Below are 19,955 nucleotides of genomic sequence, written 5' to 3'. Positions count from 1 at the left end.
CGCGTACCATGTCCGGCAAACCTACGCTGCACGAGATTGAACAGGCCGAGAAGCAGCCATTGTGGCGGCGCCTGGGTTGGTTGGCGATGATCTGGACCGGCAGTGTGCTGGCCCTGTTCATCGTGGCCAGCCTGATGCGCTTGTTCATGAATGCGGCCGGCTTGACCACGCACTGACATCCCAATCCGGGCCTCGCGGCCCGGTTTTCAGCCCTGCCATTTGCAAGAGTGGCAGGGTTTTTTTATTTGCGCGCTTTGATAATCACGAATTTTGGAGTGGTGGCGATTTGCTCGACCCCCCGGAACAAGCGGGCGAGCTTGGTGTGATAGCCCAAGTGACGGTTGCCGACGATATAAAGGGCACCACCCACGACCAACGTTTCCCGTGCCTGCTGGAACATGCGCCAGGCGAGGAAGTCGCCGACCACCTGTTGCTGGTGAAAAGGCGGGTTGCAGAGCACCACGTCCAGCGACTGCGCTTCCTGGCCGGCCAGGCCGTCGCCGGCGCGTATCGACACGTTGCGCTCACCCAGCGCCGCTTGCCAGTTCTCGGCGGCCGATTGCACCGCCATATAGGACTCATCCACCAGGGTGTACTGCGCGTCGGGGTTTTGCAGGGCACTGGCGATCGCCAATACGCCGTTGCCGCAGCCCAAGTCCGCCACGCGGGCGCTGCCCAGGTTTTTCGGTAGGTGGGGCAGGAAGGCGCGGGTGCCGATATCCAGGCCCTCGCGGCAGAACACGTTGGCGTGATTGAGCAGTTCGATAGCCGGTGCGTCGAGGGCGTAACGGGTGGGGTAGGGCGAGACCGCTGTCGGGCGCTGCTCGACGGTAGCAATCAACAAACGCGCCTTTTTGACCGCCAGTGAGGCGTGCATCGGCCCGATGTAGCGTTCCAGCAACTCTCCCGCGGCCCGTGGCAGGTGCTTGATCATCGCCCCGGCGATCACTTCGGCGCCCGGTGCCAATTGGCCCTGCAGGCGGATCAACTGTTCTTCCAGTAGCGCCAAAGTTTTCGGCACGCGGATCAGCACCCGATCGAACGGCCCCGTGGGCACCTGGCTGGCCGGGATGAACGTCACTGCGTCAAACGCCTTACCGTTGCGCACCAGGTTTTTTTCCAACCCAAGGGCGGCGAGAAACGAATCACCGCTGGAGGTGACTTGCACCTGCCCCTCAATGCTGGCGGCCAGGGCACCAAAGCTGTCATTGAGCACCAGCACACGGGTGGTTGCAGCCGGCTGCTGTTGCGCCAGGTAGTCGAGCAGGTACTCGTCGGCGGCATCGAAGGCTTGCAGCGGATCGTTATGTTGCTCGGGTTGGCGGATCAGATTGAGCTGGGCGAAAGGGCTGTGGAGCAGGGGCATGGCGAGGGGGGCTCTGGGTAATCATCGGCGGAACCGCCTGAGCGAACTACGAGATGGCACCTGAAGGCGCTGCTCATCACTCAGAAGGGCGCGTAAATGTTACTTTTTTTTGAGTCTGATGACATGCGGTGTTTCCGTGTCGGCTAAAGCAACCCCGCTTTGGAGGCTCTGAGCACGGCGGCGATCTTATTGTTGACCCCCAGTTTGTTGAACGTGCTTTTGATGTGAAAGCCTACGGTGCGCTCGGACAGGCAGAGAATCGTCGCGATGTCTCCGGCGGTCTTGCCCATGGCCGACCATTTGAGTATTTCCGTTTCACGGGGGGTCAGTTTGCAGCACTGCGACGCATTGGGCCCCTCGGTGTACTTTTGCGCGACCACCGCGTGCATTGCATGGCAGAGCCATAACACTTGGCCGGCTTTCTCATACAGCTCCTGTGGGCTCACTTCACCACTGCTGCGCGCGAGGGTCAGCATGCTGTAGACCCCCTTGAAATCATGCACGGGTTGCGTCCACGCACAGTTCACCCCAAGCGATTGGGCCAGCGACCATAAGTTGGGGGCTGCATCGAATGCTTTTTTTTCCCAGACGATGGGCAGTACGCAGCGTTTGCAGTGGTCAATAATCGGGTCTACGTGGGAGAGGTGTGCCTGTTGATACAGTTCATTCCATTCCTTTGGGTAATTATTGAATTGAATCGGTTTAGTTTGGTTGTCAGCTAGTTGGGTGCTCATTGTAAAGGAGCAGTATTGGAAGCCGAGTTCATAAGTATGGTTAAGGACCATTTCAAACACACTGGTGATCTCGTTTTCACCCTCCAGTTTGGGGAGCCGGGTATTGCGCCATTTCACCATTTGTAACTCTCCATGGATTTTACGTGGCGTGGGGGCTCTTTTCGTCCCAGTGCACCACGGAAATGAGTGTAGGACATGGCTTACGTGTGAACATGAAAAATAGGACAGGTAATTGGAGCTTTAGCACTAATAATTTGTACGTCGGGCATCTTCTTGTATAAAAAACATGGGCGGAGTTAAATTTTTTATTGAATTGAAGGGTTGTAGGTAGTGTCGGAATGATGGCTTTTTGCGCGTCTGTTCATATCTCAATGAATGGTTGACGGGTTAATAGCGAAATAGTTTGTTCAACTAATTTTCCATTTGTGGATCGTGGTTTGAGCTTTTCGAGATCTGTACTGGTACGGGTTACCGACGCTTTTGCCCACGGCAATGCCAGTACAAATCAGCGGTGTTTGCGCAGGCTGCTTTGAGGGACACTAGAGCCCTGTGCAAAGCGGAGTTCCCCATGACGGCCAGTGCTGAGAAATTTACCCGCCAGACCTTGCTCGACGTGCAATCGTTGACCCCCAGCCTGTTTACCTTGCGCACCACCCGTGACCCAGGCTTTCGGTTCACCGCCGGCCAGTTCGTGCGCCTGGGGGTGACCAAGGCGGATGGCAGTACGGTATGGCGCGCCTATTCCATCGTGTCCTCTCCCTTTGACGAGCACTTGGATTTCTTTTCCATTGTCGTGCCGGGGGGCGAATTCACCAGTGAGCTGAGCCGCTTGCAGGTGGGCGATACCCTGATGGTGGAGCGCCAGGCCACGGGCTTCCTGACCCTGAGCCGCTTTGTGGATGGGCGTGACCTGTGGCTGCTGGGGACCGGCACCGGTGTGGCCCCCTTCCTGTCGATCCTGCAGGACTTCGAGGTCTGGGAGAAATTCGAACGTATCGTGCTGGTGTACAGCGCCCGGGAAGCCAAAGAGCTGGCCTACCAATCGTTGATCCGCGAGCTGGGTGAGCGTGAATACCTGGCCGAACACGCCCACAAGCTCACCTATATCCCCATCGTGACCCGTGAGCAGCACCCGGGTGCGCTGAATGGGCGCATCACCACCTTGATCGAAAACGGAGAGCTGGAGCGTGCGGCCGGCGTCGAGCTGACCGCGGAACACGCTCGCGTACTGATTTGCGGTAACCCGCAAATGGTCGATGACACGCGCCAATTGCTCAAGCAGCGGGATATGCAACTGAGCCTGAGCCGTCGTCCGGGCCAGGTGGCAGTGGAAAACTACTGGTAGAAAAAAGGCGCCTCGAAAGGCGCCTTCTGGTTTTCATGGGTTAAAGCGGTTTGTTGTTCTGAGCCTTGAGCAGGTCGCGGATCTCGGTGAGCAACTCCTCTTCTTTGGTCGGCGTCGGCGGCAGGGTTGGAGCCACTGCTTCTTCGCGCTTCAGGCGATTGATTGCCTTCACGCCCATGAAGATCGCGAACGCGATGATCACGAAGTCGATGACGCTTTGGATGAACTTGCCATAGGCCAGCACCACTGCCGGAGCATTGCCTTGCGCTGCTTTGAGTTGCACGGCCAGGTCTGCGAAGTCCACGCCACCGATCAGCAGGCCGATGGGAGGCATCACCACGTCCCCTACAAACGAGGAAACAATTTTACCGAAGGCGGCACCGATGATGATACCGACGGCCATATCGACCACATTGCCTTTGACGGCGAAGGCCTTGAACTCACTGATCACGCCCATAAGTTATTCCTTGTTACAGATGAGAAGGGTGGAGGTCAGTGTAAGTCAGTCGTAGCAGCCTTGCTTGAAACAACCGTTAACACTGTCGGTTCTTATCGACACATTAAAACGCAAATAGTTTGCAAAGTGCCATCAATCGCGCGCGTTTTACCGCTGATTTCAGGCACTTACAATATTATTTTCTTAATCGGCCCTGTGGCGTTTTTCTATTTATCTTCTGACTCCCAGGTCACTAGCCTCTGGCAAGCACAACTGAATGTGCATTAAAAAAACCAGAGGAAACCTTGATGAACACTCCCATGAACCGCAGGCCAGTATCGGCGCGTCACGCGCTGGCGCTGGTGACCGCCAGCCTGCTTTCCCTCTCCGTACAAGCCGCGAACCTGACCCGGGACAACGGTGCAGCCGTCGGTGACAACCAGAATTCACAAACCGCCGGTGCCAATGGCCCGGTACTGCTGCAAGATGTGCAGTTGATTCAGAAGCTGCAGCGTTTTGACCGCGAGCGCATTCCGGAGCGTGTTGTGCACGCCCGTGGCACCGGCGCCCATGGCACCTTCACGGTCACCGATAACCTCAGTGATCTGACCAAGGCCAAAGTGTTCGCAGCCGGCGAAAGCACGCCCGTGTTTGTGCGTTTCTCTGCGGTCGTTCACGGCAACCATTCGCCGGAAACCCTGCGTGACCCACGGGGGTTCGCCACCAAGTTCTATACCGCCGAGGGTAACTGGGACCTGGTGGGCAATAACTTCCCGACGTTCTTTATCCGCGACGCCATCAAGTTTCCTGACATGGTCCACGCCTTCAAACCGGACCCACGCACTAACCTGGACGACGACTCGCGCCGCTTTGACTTCTTCTCCCATGTTCCAGAGTCCACCCGTACGCTGACCGAGCTGTACTCCGACTCCGGTACCCCGGCCAGTTACCGGGAAATGGACGGCAATGGTGTACATGCCTACAAGTTGATCAACGCCAAGGGCGAAGTGCACTACGTCAAGTTCCACTGGAAGAGCCTGCAAGGCATCAAGAACCTTGATCCCAAGCAAGTCACCGAAGTCCAGGGGCGTGATTACAGCCATATGACCAACGACTTGGTCACCCATATCAATAAGGGCGATTTCCCCAAGTGGGATTTGTATGTGCAAGTACTCAAGCCCGAGGACTTGGCCAAGTTTGATTTCGACCCGCTGGACGCCACCAAGATCTGGCCGAACGTGCCGGAGCGCAAAGTCGGGCAAATGATGCTGAACCGCAACCCGGCCAACGTCTTCCAGGAAACCGAGCAAGTCGCCATGGCCCCGGCCAACCTGGTACCGGGCATCGAACCGTCGGAAGACCGTTTGCTGCAGGGCCGGGTGTTCTCCTATGCCGACACTCAGATGTATCGCCTGGGGGCTAACGCCCTGCAACTGCCGATCAATGCCCCACGAGTGACCGTCAATAACGGTAACCAGGACGGCGCGATGAATTTCGGCGAGACCACCACCGGCGTGAATTACCAGCCGAGCCGACTGATGCCACGGGAAGAGCCGCAAACCGCGCGCTACAGCCAGTCGGCGCTGTCGGGCAGCACTCAGCAGGCGAAGATCCAGCGTGAGCAGAACTTCAAGCAGGCCGGTGATCTGTACCGGTCCTACAGCAAGAAAGAACGCCAGGACTTGATCGACAACTTTGGCGGCTCCCTGGCCACCACCGATGACGAGAGCAAGCACATCATCCTGTCGTTCCTCTACAAAGCCGATCCGGAGTACGGCACCGGCGTGGCCAAGGTCGCCAAGGGTGATTTGGCACGTGTGAAAGCGCTGGCGGAAAAACTCACCGACTGATCCGGTGGTTCCGATCGACGCCCGAGGGGGCGTCGATCTCTGACAGGAGAACCCTATGCGAATTTCCATCGGTTTGCTGATGGCCATGCTGGCGTTTGTCGCCCATGCCGAGACCCCCGAACCAGCTGCACTCAAGGCGCAGCTTCAGGATTATTACTTTGACGCCGCCCGCCGTGGCGACCTCGACATGCTCAATACCTTTATCGAATCCGGCTACAGCCTCAACACCCAGGACGACAAGGGTTACACCGCACTGATCCTCGCCGCCTACCACGGCCAGGGACCTTTCGTGGACCGTTTGCTCAACGCCGGCGCCGACGCCTGTGTGCAGGACAAGCGCGGCAACACGGCGCTGATGGGCGCGATCTTCAAGGGCGAGCTGAAAATCGCCCAACGCCTGCTGGCCACCGATTGCAACCCCGACCAGCGCAACGGCGCCGGGCAGACAGCGGCCATGTACGCAGGCTTGTTCAAGCGCATCGAGTTGCTTGATGAGTTGCAAGCCAAAGGTGCCGATCTCAACGCCGAGGACCGGCTCGGCAACAGTGCTTCACGATTGGCCAGCGGTGAAATCCGGACCCCGGCGCCGCGCTGAGCTATCATCGCGGTTTTTCGGTTGGAGGTTCTCAAATGGCAAAGGCCAAGCGCATGTACGGCTGCACGGAGTGCGGCGCGACCTTTCCCAAGTGGGCCGGCCAGTGCGGCGAGTGCGGCGCGTGGAATACCCTGACTGAAACCATGATCGAAAGCGGCGGTGCGGCGGCGCCTGCCGGCCGCGCCGGCTGGACCGGGCAACAGGCCCAGATCAAGACCCTGGCCGAAGTCAGTGTTGAAGAAATCCCGCGTTTCTCCACGGCGTCCGGTGAGCTGGACCGTGTCCTCGGCGGTGGCTTGGTGGATGGCTCGGTGGTGTTGATCGGCGGCGACCCGGGCATCGGCAAGTCCACCATCCTGCTGCAAACCTTGTGCAGCATCGCCAGCCGTATGCCAGCGCTCTACGTCACTGGCGAAGAGTCCCAGCAGCAAGTGGCCATGCGCGCCCGGCGTCTCGGCTTGCCCCAGGACCAACTGCGGGTGATGACCGAAACCTGCATCGAGAGCATTATCGCCACGGCCCGTATCGAAAAGCCCAAGGTCATGGTGATCGACTCGATCCAGACCATTTTCACCGAGCAATTGCAGTCGGCGCCGGGCGGTGTGTCCCAGGTGCGTGAAAGCGCGGCGCTGCTGGTGCGGTATGCCAAGCAGAGCGGCACGGCGATCTTCCTGGTCGGCCACGTGACCAAAGAAGGTGCGCTGGCCGGGCCACGCGTGCTTGAACATATGGTCGACACTGTGCTGTATTTCGAGGGCGAGTCCGATGGGCGCTTGCGCCTGCTGCGCGCGGTGAAGAACCGTTTCGGCGCGGTGAACGAGTTGGGCGTGTTTGCCATGACGGACCGTGGGCTGAAAGAAGTCTCCAACCCGTCGGCAATTTTTCTGACGCGTGCTCAGGAAGAGGTCCCGGGCAGTGTGGTGATGGCAACGTGGGAAGGTACCCGCCCGATGCTGGTGGAAGTGCAGGCGCTGGTGGATGACAGCCACTTGGCCAACCCGCGTCGCGTAACGCTTGGTCTGGACCAGAACCGCCTCGCGATGCTGCTGGCGGTATTGCACCGCCATGGTGGTATCCCGACTCACGACCAGGACGTGTTCCTCAACGTGGTCGGCGGGGTCAAGGTGCTGGAAACCGCGTCCGACCTGGCGTTGATGGCGGCAGTGATGTCCAGCCTGCGCAATCGGCCATTGCCCCATGACCTGCTGGTGTTTGGTGAAGTCGGCCTGTCTGGCGAAGTGCGCCCGGTGCCCAGTGGCCAGGAGCGCTTGAAGGAGGCCGCCAAGCATGGCTTCAAGCGCGCCATCGTGCCCAAGGGCAACGCGCCGAAAGAGTCGCCGGCAGGTTTGCAAATTATTGCTGTCACGCGCCTGGAGCAGGCGTTGGACGCACTGTTCGAATAAATCGGGAAGGGACGCTATGCAACGATTGAGTTACCCGGGCCTCGCGGCCCTGTTTGTCCTGCTGGTCGGCGCACCCGCCATGGCCTGGGCTGCGCAGCTACCGGCCGGTTACCGCCTGGCGCAGACGCTGACGATCGAAGAGGGCCGTCAGTTGCAAGTGCTGGAAGACCAGCGCATCAGCGCGCAGCTGCATAAGGACAGTTGGGGCAACGGGCAGCTTGAAGACTCGTTTGACGAACCCGGCGACCTGGTCGACAACCCGCTGCTTGAAGCCCGCGTGCGGTTGGTGTCGGCTGCCGGTGAGGAGATTGCGCAAGAGGACCTGGGCTACCCGTTGGCCAAGGTCAAGAAAGCTGCGCTCAACGGGCTGCCCGAACCTGTGTATTTTTTGATCGTTGATCAAACCGCGTCGATGGGCACCTACAGCGGCCCGGCCACCCAACTGTTGCAACCGGCCACACAGCAACTCAAGCCGATGAGCTACAAGAATGCCGAGGGCAAAGTCCAGCCGTTGACCCTGGCCCACACGGGCAAGGCGGCCTGGAAAGTGGCTCATCCGGCCAGCGGCGGGCCGGATGAGTTGTTGCAGGTTTCATCCTTCATGGAGGGCGAAGGTGAAGGCGAAGAGGATGATTTCACCACCCGTTATCAGACTTATCGCTTTGTCGACGGGCAATGGCAGAGCACTTCAAGCCAGAGAAAGGGTTACTGGGACATGGAAAGCGACTTCCCGGCACGAACCGCATTTCCCTGAGTGATCACACTTCCAGTAAAGCGCCGAGTTCCCGCTCGAGTTCTTCCGGGTCACCCAGGTTCAGCTCGATCAGCCGGCGCAGATGGCTGATCGAGTCCAGGTCGATTTCTTTGCACACGAAACCCAATTGGCCGTCCTCCTCGTGGGTCAGCTTCACCTGCATCTTTATATGTGCCTTCGGATCGAGGCGGATATCCACGTCGAACGGCAGCGCCTTATTGCCCTTCCAGGGCTCGGGCCGTTTTATCGCTAAACCCTTTAGCGACAAATCTACCAATTTCACTGGCCATTCATGGCCGTTTTGCCGAAGTTCGGTCACAGCGTCAATCGCGATCCGGCGGAAACAGCGACGGTCTGGCGAGTGGTCGGTCATGGTGAATCCCTCTGTGGATAGAAGCAGTGTAGCCCTGCGCTATCATCGGGCGTCTTTTTCTGCTTTTTTTGCCGTTGCAAGGCTCTAGACCAACGTAGGGGGGTGGCCTTTGAGGCCAACAGCGCTAAACTCGGGTTGGCTGTCCTTCTGTCCACCCTGGCTGGAATATAAAAATGAAAAATAATAATAGCCTGCTACGCCACCTACCCTGGCTGGTGCTGGCAATCTTAGGAGCGTGCGCCCTGGGCGTAGTGGCCTTGCGCCGAGGCGAGGCGATCAACGCCTTGTGGATTGTGGTCGCGGCGGTGGCCATTTATCTGGTTGCTTATCGCTACTACAGCTTGTTCATCGCTAACAACGTGATGCAACTCGACCCACGGCGGGCCACCCCCGCAGTGGTCAATAACGACGGTCTGGACTATGTGCCGACCAACAAACACATTCTGTTTGGTCACCACTTTGCGGCGATTGCCGGTGCAGGCCCGCTGGTCGGCCCGGTGTTGGCGGCGCAAATGGGCTACCTGCCCGGCACGCTTTGGCTGATCGCCGGTGTGGTGCTGGCCGGTGCAGTACAGGACTTCATGGTGCTGTTCCTGTCCACCCGGCGCAATGGCCGTTCGCTGGGCGACATGGTCCGCGAAGAGATGGGCCGTATCCCGGGGACTATCGCGCTGTTCGGCTGCTTCCTGATCATGATCATCATCCTCGCGGTGCTGGCGCTGATCGTCGTAAAAGCGCTGGCTGAGAGCCCATGGGGCATCTTCACGGTGATGGCGACCATCCCGATCGCGATGTTCATGGGCGTGTACATGCGCTACATCCGCCCGGGTCGTATCGGTGAGATTTCGATTATCGGCGTGTTCCTGCTGCTGGGCTCGATCTGGCTGGGCGGGCAGATCGCCGCCGACCCGGTCTGGGCCAAAGCCTTCACCTTCACCGGTATTCAGATTACCTGGATGCTGATCGGCTACGGCTTCGTCGCTGCAGTACTGCCGGTGTGGTTGATCCTCGCGCCACGTGACTACCTGTCTACCTTCCTGAAAATCGGCACCATCATTGCCCTGGCCATCGGCATCCTGGTCACCATGCCAGTGCTGAAGATGCCGGCCCTGACCCAATTTATCGACGGCACCGGCCCGGTCTGGAAGGGCGGCCTGTTCCCGTTTCTGTTCATCACCATCGCCTGTGGCGCGGTGTCGGGGTTCCACGCACTGATTTCCTCGGGCACCACGCCCAAGCTGCTGGATAACGAAGCCAATGCCCGCTACATCGGCTACGGCGGCATGTTGATGGAGTCGTTCGTCGCCATCATGGCAATGGTTGCCGCTTCGGTGATCGAGCCAGGCGTGTACTTCGCCATGAACAGCCCGGCTGCGGTGGTGGGTGGGGATGTGATGGCTGTGGCGCAAACCGTCAGCAGCTGGGGCTTTGCGATTACGCCTGAGGCGCTGCAAGCGGTGGCTCACGACATCGGTGAAACCACCATCCTGGCCCGGGCCGGTGGTGCGCCGACCCTGGCGGTCGGTATCGCGCAGATCCTGCACAGCGTTCTGCCGGGTGAAAACACCATGGCGTTCTGGTACCACTTCGCGATCCTGTTCGAAGCGCTGTTCATCCTCACCGCCGTCGACGCGGGCACCCGTGCCGGTCGCTTCATGCTGCAGGACCTGTTGGGCTCCTTCGTGCCGGCGCTCAAGCGCACCGAATCCTGGACCGCCAACCTGATCGCTACCGCAGGTTGCGTAGCGATGTGGGGTTACTTGCTGTATCAAGGCGTGATCGACCCACTGGGCGGCATCAATACCTTGTGGCCGCTGTTCGGTATCTCCAACCAGATGCTCGCGGGTATCGCGTTGATGCTGGGTACCGTGGTGCTGATCAAAATGAAACGCCAGCGCTACATCTGGGTCACCTTGCTGCCGGCGGTATGGCTGCTGATCTGCACCACCACCGCGGGCTTCATCAAGCTGTTCGATGCGAACCCGGCGATCGGCTTCCTGTCGCTGGCCAAGAAATACAGCGATGCCCTGGCCAACGGCCAGATCCTGGCCCCGGCCAAGAGCATCGACCAGATGCAGCACGTGATCTACAACGCCTATACCAACGCAACGCTGACGGCGCTGTTCCTGTTTGTGGTGTTCAGTATCCTGTTCTATGCGCTCAAGGTTGGCGTCGCCGCCTGGGGCAACAAAGAACGTACGGATAAAGAAGCCCCATTCCAGGCTGTTCCGGACGCGTAATCGAGGATTGCAACCATGTTCAATGACATCAGTCGCCTCGGTAAATACCTCGGTCAGGCCGCGCGCCTGATGGTCGGCATGCCCGACTACGACACTTACGTCGAGCATATGCAAACCAAGCACCCGGACAAACCGGTGATGGACTACAAGGCGTTCTTCCGGGAGCGCCAGGAAGCCCGTTACGGTGGCAAGGGTGGACCCAAGTGCTGCTGACCCGTTAGTGCGGGTTGGCGGTGATCGACTGTGGGAGGGGGCTTGCTCCCGATAGCCGTGTGTCAGGCACTGAATAGGTCACTGACACTGCGCTATCGGGAGCAAGCCCTCTCCCATATTTGTTTCTGTGTTGCGCAAGGAGACTATTTTTGTCCTCTCCCATACCCGTCACCGTCCTCAGCGGTTTCCTCGGTGCCGGCAAGACCACCTTGCTGCGCCACCTGCTGAAAGCCGAGCACGGCCTGAAAATCGCCGTGATCGAAAACGAATTCAGCGACGCCGGTATCGACACTCAACTGTTGGGTGATGAACCGGTACAAGTCATGACCCTGTCGAACGGCTGCGTGTGCTGCACCATTCACACCGACCTGACCAAAGCCCTGTACCTGCTGCTGGAGCGCCTGGACAGCGGTGAGATCACCTTCGACCGCCTGGTGATCGAATGCACCGGCCTGGCCGACCCCGCACCTGTGGCCCAGACGTTTTTCATCGACGAAGAACTGCGCGAGCGCTACATCCTCGACGGCATCATCACCCTGGTGGATGCAGCCCACGCCGAACATCACCTGACCCAGACCATCGCCCAGGCCCAGATCGGTTTCGCCGACCGCCTGCTGGTGAGCAAGCGTGACCTGGTGGATGACGCGACGTTTGACGCCCTCAGCCAGCGCCTGACCCGCATCAATCGCCGTGCGCCGATTCGGGTGGTCGACCACGGCAATATCGACCTGGCTGAATTGCTCGATGTGCGCGGTTTCAACCTCAACGCCGGCATGACGCTGCGCCCGGTGAGTGCTGCGCCTTCCATCGATCGCATTTCAAGCCTGGTGCTGCGCACCGAAGAGCCGCTGGATATTGATCGCCTCAGCGAGTTCATGAATGCGTTGCTGGAGGATCACGGCAAGCAGCTATTGCGCTACAAAGGTGTGCTGAACATTGCCGGTGAGGATCGACGCATGGTGTTCCAGGGCGTGCTCAAGCTGTACGGGTTCGATTGGGACACCGAATGGGCGGAGGGAGAGGCGCGGGAGAGTGTGATCGTGTTTATTGCCGATGAGTTGCCGCAGGACAAGATCCGCGAAGGCTTTGCCAAGGTCTACCAACCCTGACTTGAAAGGTGGGACTTGCTCCCACAAAAAAGCCCGGCTCTTGAGCCGGGCTTTTTATTCAAACCACTGCTATCAAGCGCCGTATACCGGCAGCTTTTTGCAGATGGCCTTGACCTTCTCACGGACCGCGTCGATCACGGCTTCGTTGTTCAGATCAGCCAGGATGTCGCAGATCCAGCCCGCCAGTTCCTTGCACTCTGCTTCCTTGAAGCCACGAGTGGTCACAGCCGGAGTGCCGAAGCGCAGGCCGGAAGTAACGAACGGCGAACGTGGGTCGTTCGGCACGGAGTTCTTGTTCACGGTGATGAAGGCTTTGCCCAGGGCGGCGTCAGCATCTTTACCGGAGATGTCCTGCTTGATCAGCGACAGCAGGAACAGGTGGTTTTCAGTACCGCCCGATACCACGTCGAAGCCGCGGTCGATAAACACCTTGGCCATGGCCTGGGCGTTTTTCACCACTTGCTGCTGGTAAGCCTTGAACTCAGGCTGCAGGGCTTCCTTGAAGCAGATCGCTTTAGCCGCGATCACGTGCTCCAGCGGGCCACCCTGGGCGCCAGGGAATACGGCGGAGTTGAGTTTCTTCTCGATATCGGCGTTGGCGCGAGCCAGGATCAGGCCGCCACGTGGACCGCGCAGGGTCTTGTGGGTGGTGGTGGTCACCACGTCAGCGTAAGGCACCGGGTTCGGATATACGCCTGCGGCGACCAGACCCGCCACGTGGGCCATGTCGACGAACAGGTAAGCACCGACTTTGTCGGCAATGGCGCGGAAGCGTGGGAAATCCAGGATCTGCGAGTAGGCAGAGAAACCGGCCACGATCATTTTCGGCTTGTGTTCAACCGCCAGGCGCTCGACTTCGTCGTAGTCGATCAGGCCGTTGGCATCGATACCGTATTGAACGGCGTTGTACAGCTTGCCGGAGGAGGAGACGCTGGCGCCGTGGGTCAGGTGACCGCCGTGGGCCAGGCTCATGCCCAGGATGGTGTCGCCGCCTTGCAGCAGGGCCAGGTACACGGCGCTGTTGGCTTGGGAGCCCGCGTGCGGCTGGACGTTGGCGTAATCGGCGCCGAACAGTTCCTTGGCGCGATCAATAGCCAGTTGCTCAACCACGTCGACGTACTCGCAACCACCGTAGTAGCGCTTGCCCGGGTAGCCTTCGGCGTACTTGTTGGTCAGAACCGAACCTTGAGCCTCCATCACCGCAGGGCTGGTGTAGTTTTCCGAAGCGATCAGCTCAATGTGCTCTTCCTGGCGCTGAGCTTCTTGCTCCATGGCGGCGAAGAGATCGGCGTCGTACTTGGCAATAGTCAAATCACGGCTGAACATGGCGGTCCTCAAGGATCGGGGGGCAGAAAAGGAGGGCATTCTAACCCAGGCGCTTTTAGAAGGGGTATGAAAGGTAGTCATGGCGATGAATTGCCGGCTTCAAGTTGCAAGCTGCAAGCTACAAGCCGCAAGTAAAAGCTGATCGGTTCCAGCTTGCCGCTTGTAGCTTCAAGCTTGTCGCTGCGCCATTCATGTTCGAGGGATTGATTGGAGCGGGTGGCCTCAATCAGTCGAACCAAGCTACAAACCGCAAGTAAAAGCCGATCGGCTCCAGCTTGCCGCTTGTAGCTTCAAGCTTGCCGCTGCGCTGTTCATGTTCGAGGGATGATTGGAGCTAATGGCCTCAATCAGTCGAACATGAACAGCGCATCATTGCTGAACTGCGCCTCGAACCGGTTGGCTGGCATCGGCCGGCCAAACAGATAGCCCTGCACCTCATCGCAGCCATGCTCGCGCAGGAAGTCCAGTTGCTCATGGGTTTCCACGCCTTCGGCGATCACGGCCAGGTTCAGGCTGTGGGCCATGGCGATAATGGCGCGGGCGATCTGGGCATCCTGCTCACCCGACGGCAGGCCATCGACAAAAGTGCGGTCGATCTTCAGCACGTCGATGGGGAACTGCTTGAGGTAGTTGAGCGATGAATAACCGGTGCCGAAGTCATCCACCGCAATGCTCAGGCCCAGGTTTTTCAGGCTGGCGAGGATCTGCATGGCTTCGTTGACCTCGCGCATCAGGATACTTTCGGTCAACTCCAGCTCCAAGCACGCCGGGGGCAGGTCCGTGTCCTTGAGGATAGTGGCGATGCGCTCACCCAACTGACCATCCGAGAACTGTCGTGCCGAGATATTCACCGAGACTTTGGGCACCCTCACCTTGTTGTGGTGCCAGGTCTTGAGTTGGCGGCAGGCTTCACTGAGCACCCAGTCGCCCACGTCCACCACCAGGCCCAACTCTTCCAGTACGGGTATGAAATCCCCCGGCGGCACCAGGCCGCGACGTGGATGGCGCCAGCGCAGCAGGGCTTCGGCGCCCGTCAGGCGTTTGCCGTCGCCGCTGAATTGCGGTTGGTAATAAAGCACGAATTCGTTCTGGTCCAGGGCGTGGCGCAGGTCGCTTTCCAGCTCCAGGCGTTCCAAGGCGCTGGCGTTCATGTCGGCCTGGTAGAACTGGAAGTTATTCTTGCCGCGCTCCTTGGCGTGATACATCGCAGTGTCGGCGTTTTTCATCAGCTGGCTCAGCTCGTTGCCGTCCTGCGGGCTCAAGGCGATGCCGATACTGGCGGTCACGAAGAATTCGCGGCCTTCCAGTACAAACGGTCGTACCAGGCTCGCGAGAATCTGCTCGGCCACCGTGATAGCCCGGTTCAGTGCCATGTCGCGGCTGACGCGCGGTTGCAGGAGCAAGGTGAACTCGTCGCCCCCCATGCGTGCCACGGTGTCGTCTTCGGCCACGCACCCCAACAGGCGCGTCGCCATTTCCTTGAGCATGCGGTCGCCGGCGGCGTGGCCCAGGGAGTCGTTGATCGGCTTGAAACGGTCGAGGTCGAGGAACATCAGCACCACCCACGACTTCTGCCGCTCGGCCGACTGCAACGCCGTGTGCAGACGGTCCTGGAACAGCGTGCGGTTGGGCAGGTGGGTGAGGGCGTCGTAATACGCCAGGCGATGGATGCGTTGTTCGCTGGCCTTGCGCTCGCTGATATCACTGAAGAAACACACGTAGCTGGCCAGGTCGCCTTCGTCGTCGAACACGGCAGTAATACCGACCCAGGCCGGGTAGTGTTCGCCGTTGCGGCGCTTGAGCCACACTTCGCCTTCCCAAGTGCTGTGCTGGTGCAACTGCTTGAGCACGTAACGCAGGTGGGCTTCCTGTTGTTCGTCGACGGTGAGCATGTTGGGCAACTGGTCGAGCACATCCGCTACGGCATACCCGCTGACCCGGCTGAACGCCTCGTTGGCCTGCACGATATAACCGGCCGGGTCGGTGATCAGGATCGCCGACGTTGAGTGTTCGAACACCGTGGCGGCCATGCGCAGGTCCTTCTCTGCGCGGCGTTGCTGGCTGATATCGCGGCCTACACCGAGGATGCCCTCGAACGCGCCGTGCTCATCCCACACCAGCACCAGGCGCAACTCGATCGGCACCTTGCGGCCGTCGGCGCGCAGGCAGTCGAACAGGAACAACTGGGTCTGGACTTCATCGCGCAGAATGTTCAGCGCGTTTACATCACCCAGTGCGCGGCTGACCTGCTCCACAAGGGTATAAATGCCGGTCAGTTGCTGCGGGTTGGCGATAATCGACTGCCAGCCGTTCTTGAGCACCCAGTCCACGTCATACCCGAGCACGGTATTGACCGACGGGCTGACGTAGTTGAGGGCCAATTGGCTGTCGGTGGAGCAGATCACGTCACTGATGCTCTCGGCCAGCATGCGGTAGCGCTGCTCGCTGTCGCGCAGGGATTCGCTGGCTTCGATCTGGTCGGTAATGTCCTTGGCCACGCCGATGATCCGCGTGACCACTGCGCTCTTGTCGCGGGCCAGGGCTTGCTCGCGGATATCGAAGCGCCGCCACTGGTTATTGCGATGGCGAAAGCGCAACTGGCATTGCAGTTGGGTCGAATAGCCCGCCTGGCGTTGTTGCTGGCGCAGGTCGTGGTAGTACTCGGCGTCTTCGGGGTGCAGCAGGATTTCCCAGAAGTATTCACCCATTTGCTGCAGTTCGGCCTTGTTGTAGCCCAGGGTGTGGCCCAAATGGTGGTTGCTGAAAATCATGCGCTGGCTGATGACGTCCTGCACATACAGGTGGTCGGGCACGGTGCGCACCACGTCCGACCAGAAGCTCTCGCGCTCGACCAGCGACAGCTCGATCAGCTTGCGGCTGGTGATATCGCTGATGCTCAGGATCACCGCATTAAAGTCGTCCTGCCGCTCCGGCAGGCGCATGACCAGCCACAGGTATTGCTCGTTGCCGACCATGTCCTTGCACTGGATTTCCAGCTCCAGCTGGTTCTGGTGAGTGCGCAATGCTTCGATTATCTGGTGGCCGATGGACGTGGCGCTGTTCGGGCAGTCATTGATCAAGCGTTCCCAGGCTTCCTCGCAAGACGCCACGTTCAGCAGGCGCACCGCCACCTGGTTGACCTCGGTGATGCGCAATTCCTTGAGCAACTGCTTGTGCCCGTCGGGATTGTCCTGCAACCAAAGACGCAGTTGCTCACGGGTCTGAATGTACGGCCTGTCAAAAAAGCTGTTCAGGCCCGACAGGTCCAGCACGCACAGGGCCACGCCGGTGCCTTCGAAAATGTCTTGATAGCGACGCCGGCCTTCATGCACCTGGCGCTGACGGCGGCGCATGTTCAGCAGCACGATCACCGGGATCAGCGAGAAGGCCAGGCCCAGCAGGCATTTGCCGATAAACGCAGGCAGCAATTGCTCCAGCACGGCACTGCGGTCGAACAACCCGCGCAATTGCCAGTCGCTTTTGCTCAAGGGCGTGACCAGTACGCTTTTATCCAATTCGTCCGGGGTCAGCGCAGAGGGCGATTGGATCGGCATACCGCCGTCGCGGTTGACCACGCGCTGGTTCAGGCGGTTCTCGATCACCCACATAGGGCGTTGGCCCTGGCCGTCCTGGCGCGTGAGGGTGGTCAGGTAGTTGGGGCCCAGGCGTAAGGCCCAGTACATCCTTGAACCGCCGCTGGGCTGATGCAGCAACAGATAGATGACGGTGCCATCATTGTTGTTGCTCAGGTAATAGGACTGGGCGTGGCTGCGCTTGACCAGTTCTTCCAGCCAGGCACTGTCCTGGCTGTCACTGGCGGTATCGCTGATCAGCGCGCCGCTGGGCGCGAGCAGGGCGAAGCTGCGCAGCTCCGGCAATGAGCGCTGCAACGTGCGCATCAGGGTCTGTTGCTGCTCGGGAGTGCCTGGCGGTTCGACGATGGGCAGCAGGTTGAGGGCGATCTGCGCGCTCAGGCCCATGTTCAGGCTGATCTGTTCGGCCAGGTCGGCACTGTAATCGATGGTGTATTGCTGCTGGTTTTTCTGGTTTTGCTGCAGTTGGTCCAGCAGTTGCCAGAACAATAAGGCGAGCAGCATGAGGACGAGCGTCGCCAACGCGCCTTTGAGGGTGCCGTGCAGGGGCGCTCCCGGCGCTATATGAGCGGCGCGCAAGGGAGTTGGCGGCGTGACTTTGGACAAGCTGTGATCCTGCGGTTTGGCTGGACTGGCGCGCGACGTGCACTATAAGCCGGACGCCCGGAGGGCGGCTAGCATGCCTTGACTTGTGGCAAAGTGCCAGTGCCGCCTGGCTGGACTGCCCAAGCGCATTGAGGTAGCTTTGCCGGTTACGCGAGGGCGTTCCAGCCCCAGACATTCAGGCTTTTTCCGCACGCAGGCATTGATTACGGTCAACGGCCCGCGTGGCGCATGGCCTGCACGGGCTTCGCCCGCTTAATTCATCAGTCACTGACGCTAGGTTTACCATGGCTCAATACGTCTTCACCATGCATCGGCTGGGAAAAGTTGTTCCGCCGAAGCGGGAAATCCTGAAAAACATTTCGCTGTCCTTCTTCCCTGGCGCCAAGATCGGCGTGCTCGGCCTCAACGGTTCGGGTAAATCCACGCTGCTGAAAATCATGGCCGGCGTCGACACCGAGTTCGAAGGCGAAGCCCGCCCGATGCCGGAACTGAACATTGGCTACCTGCCGCAGGAACCCCAACTGGACCCAGCCAAGACCGTGCGTGAAGTGGTCGAAGAGGCCGTCAGCGTGATCAAGGACGCCCAGGCGCGCCTGGATGAGGTCTACGCCGCCTATGCCGAGCCGGATGCCGACTTCGACAAGCTTGCCGCCGAACAGGCCAAGCTCGAAGCCATCCTGCAGGCGGGCGACGGTCACAACCTGGAGCGCCAGCTGGAGGTCGCCGCCGATGCGCTGCGTCTGCCGGCATGGGACGCCAAGGTCGAACACCTGTCCGGTGGTGAGAAGCGTCGCGTAGCCCTGTGCCGCCTGCTGCTGTCGGCTCCCGACATGTTGCTGCTCGACGAACCGACCAACCACTTGGACGCCGATTCCGTCGCCTGGCTGGAACACTTCCTTCACGATTTCCCGGGCACCGTGGTTGCGATCACGCACGACCGTTACTTCCTGGACAACGTGGCCGGCTGGATTCTCGAGCTCGACCGCGGCGCCGGTATTCCTTACGAGGGCAACTACTCCGGTTGGCTGGAAGCCAAGTCCGACCGTCTGGCCGCCGAATCCAAGCAGCAATCGGCCCATGAAAAAGCCATGAAGGAAGAACTGGAATGGGTGCGCAAAGGCGCCAAGGCCCGCCAGTCCAAATCCAAGGCTCGTCTGCAACGCTTTGAAGAAATGCAATCGCAGGAATTCCAGAAGCGCAGCGAAACCAACGAGATCTACATCCCGGCCGGCCCGCGCCTGGGTGACAAGGTCATCGAGTTCAAGAACGTTACCAAAGGCTATGGCGACCGCGTATTGATCGACAACCTGTCGTTCTCTATGCCAAAAGGCGCGATCGTCGGCGTTATCGGTGGTAACGGTGCGGGTAAATCCACGCTGTTCCGCATGCTGATGGGCAAGGAAACGCCGGATTCCGGCAGCATCGAGATCGGCGAAACCGTGCAGCTTGCGTGCGTGGATCAAAGCCGCGACGACCTCGACGGCAGCAAAACCGTGTTCCAGCAGATTTCCGACGGTTCCGACCAGATCCGCATCGGCAACTATGAAATCCCGTCGCGTACCTACGTCGGCCGTTTCAACTTCAAGGGTGGTGACCAGCAGAAGTTCGTCAAGGACCTGTCCGGTGGTGAGCGCGGTCGCTTGCACCTGGCCTTGACCCTGAAAGAGGGCGGCAACGTGCTGCTGCTCGACGAACCGTCCAACGACCTCGACGTTGAAACCCTGCGTTCCCTGGAAGAAGCCCTGCTGGACTTCCCGGGCGCCGCCATTGTGATTTCTCACGACCGGTGGTTCCTTGACCGCGTCGCGACTCACATCCTGGCGTACGAAGATGACTCCCAAGCGGTGTTCTTCGAAGGTAACTACACCGAGTACGAAGCGGACCGTAAGAAGCGCCTGGGCGAAGCTGCTGCCCAACCGCACCGTGTACGGCACAAGAAACTGGCCTGATTCGGTTGCTGGTCTGAAAAAGCGGAGCCCCTCGGGGCTAATGCCAGTCAGTTAAGGGTGAAT

Annotated in this window: 16 protein-coding genes; 10 read left to right on the top strand and 6 right to left on the bottom strand. The window is 59.7% G+C overall.

Features of this window, described 5'->3' with window-relative positions; genetic code table 11:
• Positions 1–8: 8 nt before the first annotated feature.
• Positions 9–176, top strand: a complete 168-nt coding sequence (locus M5B97_RS21035) for a DUF2474 domain-containing protein (RefSeq protein ID WP_081086932.1) — start codon at positions 9–11, stop codon at positions 174–176.
• Between the two features lie 65 nt (positions 177–241).
• Here M5B97_RS21035 and M5B97_RS21030 read toward each other — a convergent pair whose 3' ends face one another.
• Positions 242–1,366 (bottom strand): methyltransferase, encoded by a 1,125-nt coding sequence (locus M5B97_RS21030; RefSeq protein WP_248732570.1) that lies wholly within the window; start codon positions 1,364–1,366, stop codon positions 242–244.
• Between the two features lie 143 nt (positions 1,367–1,509).
• On the bottom strand, positions 1,510–2,220 hold the full coding sequence (locus M5B97_RS21025; RefSeq protein WP_248732569.1) for a LuxR family transcriptional regulator: 711 nt from the start codon (positions 2,218–2,220) through the stop codon (positions 1,510–1,512).
• A gap of 448 nt (positions 2,221–2,668) precedes the next feature.
• Here M5B97_RS21025 and M5B97_RS21020 point away from each other — a divergent pair, with 448 nt between their 5' ends.
• Entirely contained in the window at positions 2,669–3,445 is a 777-nt protein-coding gene (locus M5B97_RS21020) for a ferredoxin--NADP reductase (RefSeq protein ID WP_248732568.1), read from the top strand.
• A gap of 40 nt (positions 3,446–3,485) precedes the next feature.
• Here M5B97_RS21020 and mscL read toward each other — a convergent pair whose 3' ends face one another.
• On the bottom strand, positions 3,486–3,902 hold the full coding sequence (mscL, locus tag M5B97_RS21015; RefSeq protein ID WP_248732567.1) for a large-conductance mechanosensitive channel protein MscL: 417 nt from the start codon (positions 3,900–3,902) through the stop codon (positions 3,486–3,488).
• A 287-nt stretch (positions 3,903–4,189) separates the two neighbouring features.
• Here mscL and M5B97_RS21010 point away from each other — a divergent pair, with 287 nt between their 5' ends.
• The 4 genes from M5B97_RS21010 to M5B97_RS20995 are packed head-to-tail and all read left to right on the top strand — an operon-like array spanning position 4,190 to position 8,483.
• Positions 4,190–5,731, top strand: a complete 1,542-nt coding sequence (locus M5B97_RS21010) for a catalase (RefSeq protein WP_248732566.1) — start codon at positions 4,190–4,192, stop codon at positions 5,729–5,731.
• A 55-nt stretch (positions 5,732–5,786) separates the two neighbouring features.
• Complete coding sequence (locus M5B97_RS21005; protein WP_248732565.1) at positions 5,787–6,326, top strand: ankyrin repeat domain-containing protein; 540 nt, start codon at positions 5,787–5,789, stop codon at positions 6,324–6,326.
• Between the two features lie 35 nt (positions 6,327–6,361).
• Positions 6,362–7,729 carry a DNA repair protein RadA gene (radA, locus tag M5B97_RS21000; RefSeq protein ID WP_134660577.1) on the top strand — a complete coding sequence of 456 codons (1,368 nt, stop codon included), beginning with the start codon at positions 6,362–6,364 and terminating at the stop codon, positions 7,727–7,729.
• A 16-nt stretch (positions 7,730–7,745) separates the two neighbouring features.
• Positions 7,746–8,483, top strand: a complete 738-nt coding sequence (locus tag M5B97_RS20995) for a hypothetical protein (protein ID WP_134660578.1) — start codon at positions 7,746–7,748, stop codon at positions 8,481–8,483.
• A 4-nt stretch (positions 8,484–8,487) separates the two neighbouring features.
• Here the strand turns inward: M5B97_RS20995 and M5B97_RS20990 are convergent, their stop codons facing one another.
• Positions 8,488–8,856: a PilZ domain-containing protein gene (locus tag M5B97_RS20990; RefSeq protein WP_123717475.1), complete on the bottom strand. Its 369-nt coding sequence runs from the start codon at positions 8,854–8,856 to the stop codon at positions 8,488–8,490.
• Between the two features lie 173 nt (positions 8,857–9,029).
• Between M5B97_RS20990 and M5B97_RS20985 the strand changes: the two genes are divergently transcribed.
• The 3 genes from M5B97_RS20985 (at position 9,030) to yjiA (ending at position 12,418) form a co-directional block, all read left to right on the top strand.
• Positions 9,030–11,096, top strand: a complete 2,067-nt coding sequence (locus M5B97_RS20985) for a carbon starvation CstA family protein (RefSeq protein ID WP_123717476.1) — start codon at positions 9,030–9,032, stop codon at positions 11,094–11,096.
• Between the two features lie 15 nt (positions 11,097–11,111).
• Positions 11,112–11,309: a YbdD/YjiX family protein gene (locus M5B97_RS20980; RefSeq protein WP_003194308.1), complete on the top strand. Its 198-nt coding sequence runs from the start codon at positions 11,112–11,114 to the stop codon at positions 11,307–11,309.
• 149 nt (positions 11,310–11,458) lie between these two features.
• Positions 11,459–12,418, top strand: a complete 960-nt coding sequence (gene yjiA, locus M5B97_RS20975) for a GTPase (RefSeq protein ID WP_248732564.1) — start codon at positions 11,459–11,461, stop codon at positions 12,416–12,418.
• Between the two features lie 72 nt (positions 12,419–12,490).
• Here the strand turns inward: yjiA and glyA are convergent, their stop codons facing one another.
• Together glyA and M5B97_RS20965 are read right to left on the bottom strand one after the other, a co-directional pair.
• Positions 12,491–13,744: a serine hydroxymethyltransferase gene (glyA, locus tag M5B97_RS20970; protein ID WP_060752305.1), complete on the bottom strand. Its 1,254-nt coding sequence runs from the start codon at positions 13,742–13,744 to the stop codon at positions 12,491–12,493.
• A 347-nt stretch (positions 13,745–14,091) separates the two neighbouring features.
• Positions 14,092–17,943 (bottom strand): EAL domain-containing protein, encoded by a 3,852-nt coding sequence (locus M5B97_RS20965; protein WP_283101077.1) that lies wholly within the window; start codon positions 17,941–17,943, stop codon positions 14,092–14,094.
• Positions 17,944–18,227: 284 nt separating this feature from the next.
• Here M5B97_RS20965 and ettA point away from each other — a divergent pair, with 284 nt between their 5' ends.
• Positions 18,228–19,892, top strand: a complete 1,665-nt coding sequence (ettA, locus tag M5B97_RS20960; protein ID WP_123715805.1) for an energy-dependent translational throttle protein EttA — start codon at positions 18,228–18,230, stop codon at positions 19,890–19,892.
• Positions 19,893–19,955 lie beyond the last annotated feature (63 nt).

It is taken from the genome of Pseudomonas sp. MWU13-2517, from assembly GCF_023242545.1.
GTDB lineage: Bacteria > Pseudomonadota > Gammaproteobacteria > Pseudomonadales > Pseudomonadaceae > Aquipseudomonas.
The sequence above is the reverse complement of the archived record's forward strand: the minus strand, read 5'-3'. Positions and strand labels throughout refer to the sequence as shown.

Bases quoted from the DNA above. Each gene is read 5' to 3' on its own strand.
- M5B97_RS21005 (WP_248732565.1), top strand. From the start codon at position 5,787: ATGCGAATTTCCATCGGTTTGCTGATGGCCATGCTGGCGTTTGTCGCC.
- M5B97_RS20995 (WP_134660578.1), top strand. From the start codon at position 7,746: ATGCAACGATTGAGTTACCCGGGCCTCGCGGCCCTGTTTGTCCTGCTG.
- ettA (WP_123715805.1), top strand. From the start codon at position 18,228: ATGGCTCAATACGTCTTCACCATGCATCGGCTGGGAAAAGTTGTTCCG.
- radA (WP_134660577.1), top strand. From the start codon at position 6,362: ATGGCAAAGGCCAAGCGCATGTACGGCTGCACGGAGTGCGGCGCGACC.
- M5B97_RS20985 (WP_123717476.1), top strand. From the start codon at position 9,030: ATGAAAAATAATAATAGCCTGCTACGCCACCTACCCTGGCTGGTGCTG.
- M5B97_RS21020 (WP_248732568.1), top strand. From the start codon at position 2,669: ATGACGGCCAGTGCTGAGAAATTTACCCGCCAGACCTTGCTCGACGTG.
- M5B97_RS21010 (WP_248732566.1), top strand. From the start codon at position 4,190: ATGAACACTCCCATGAACCGCAGGCCAGTATCGGCGCGTCACGCGCTG.
- mscL (WP_248732567.1), bottom strand. From the start codon at position 3,902: ATGGGCGTGATCAGTGAGTTCAAGGCCTTCGCCGTCAAAGGCAATGTG.
- M5B97_RS21035 (WP_081086932.1), top strand. From the start codon at position 9: ATGTCCGGCAAACCTACGCTGCACGAGATTGAACAGGCCGAGAAGCAG.
- M5B97_RS20990 (WP_123717475.1), bottom strand. From the start codon at position 8,856: ATGACCGACCACTCGCCAGACCGTCGCTGTTTCCGCCGGATCGCGATT.
- M5B97_RS20980 (WP_003194308.1), top strand. From the start codon at position 11,112: ATGTTCAATGACATCAGTCGCCTCGGTAAATACCTCGGTCAGGCCGCG.
- glyA (WP_060752305.1), bottom strand. From the start codon at position 13,744: ATGTTCAGCCGTGATTTGACTATTGCCAAGTACGACGCCGATCTCTTC.
- M5B97_RS21030 (WP_248732570.1), bottom strand. From the start codon at position 1,366: ATGCCCCTGCTCCACAGCCCTTTCGCCCAGCTCAATCTGATCCGCCAA.
- M5B97_RS21025 (WP_248732569.1), bottom strand. From the start codon at position 2,220: ATGGTGAAATGGCGCAATACCCGGCTCCCCAAACTGGAGGGTGAAAAC.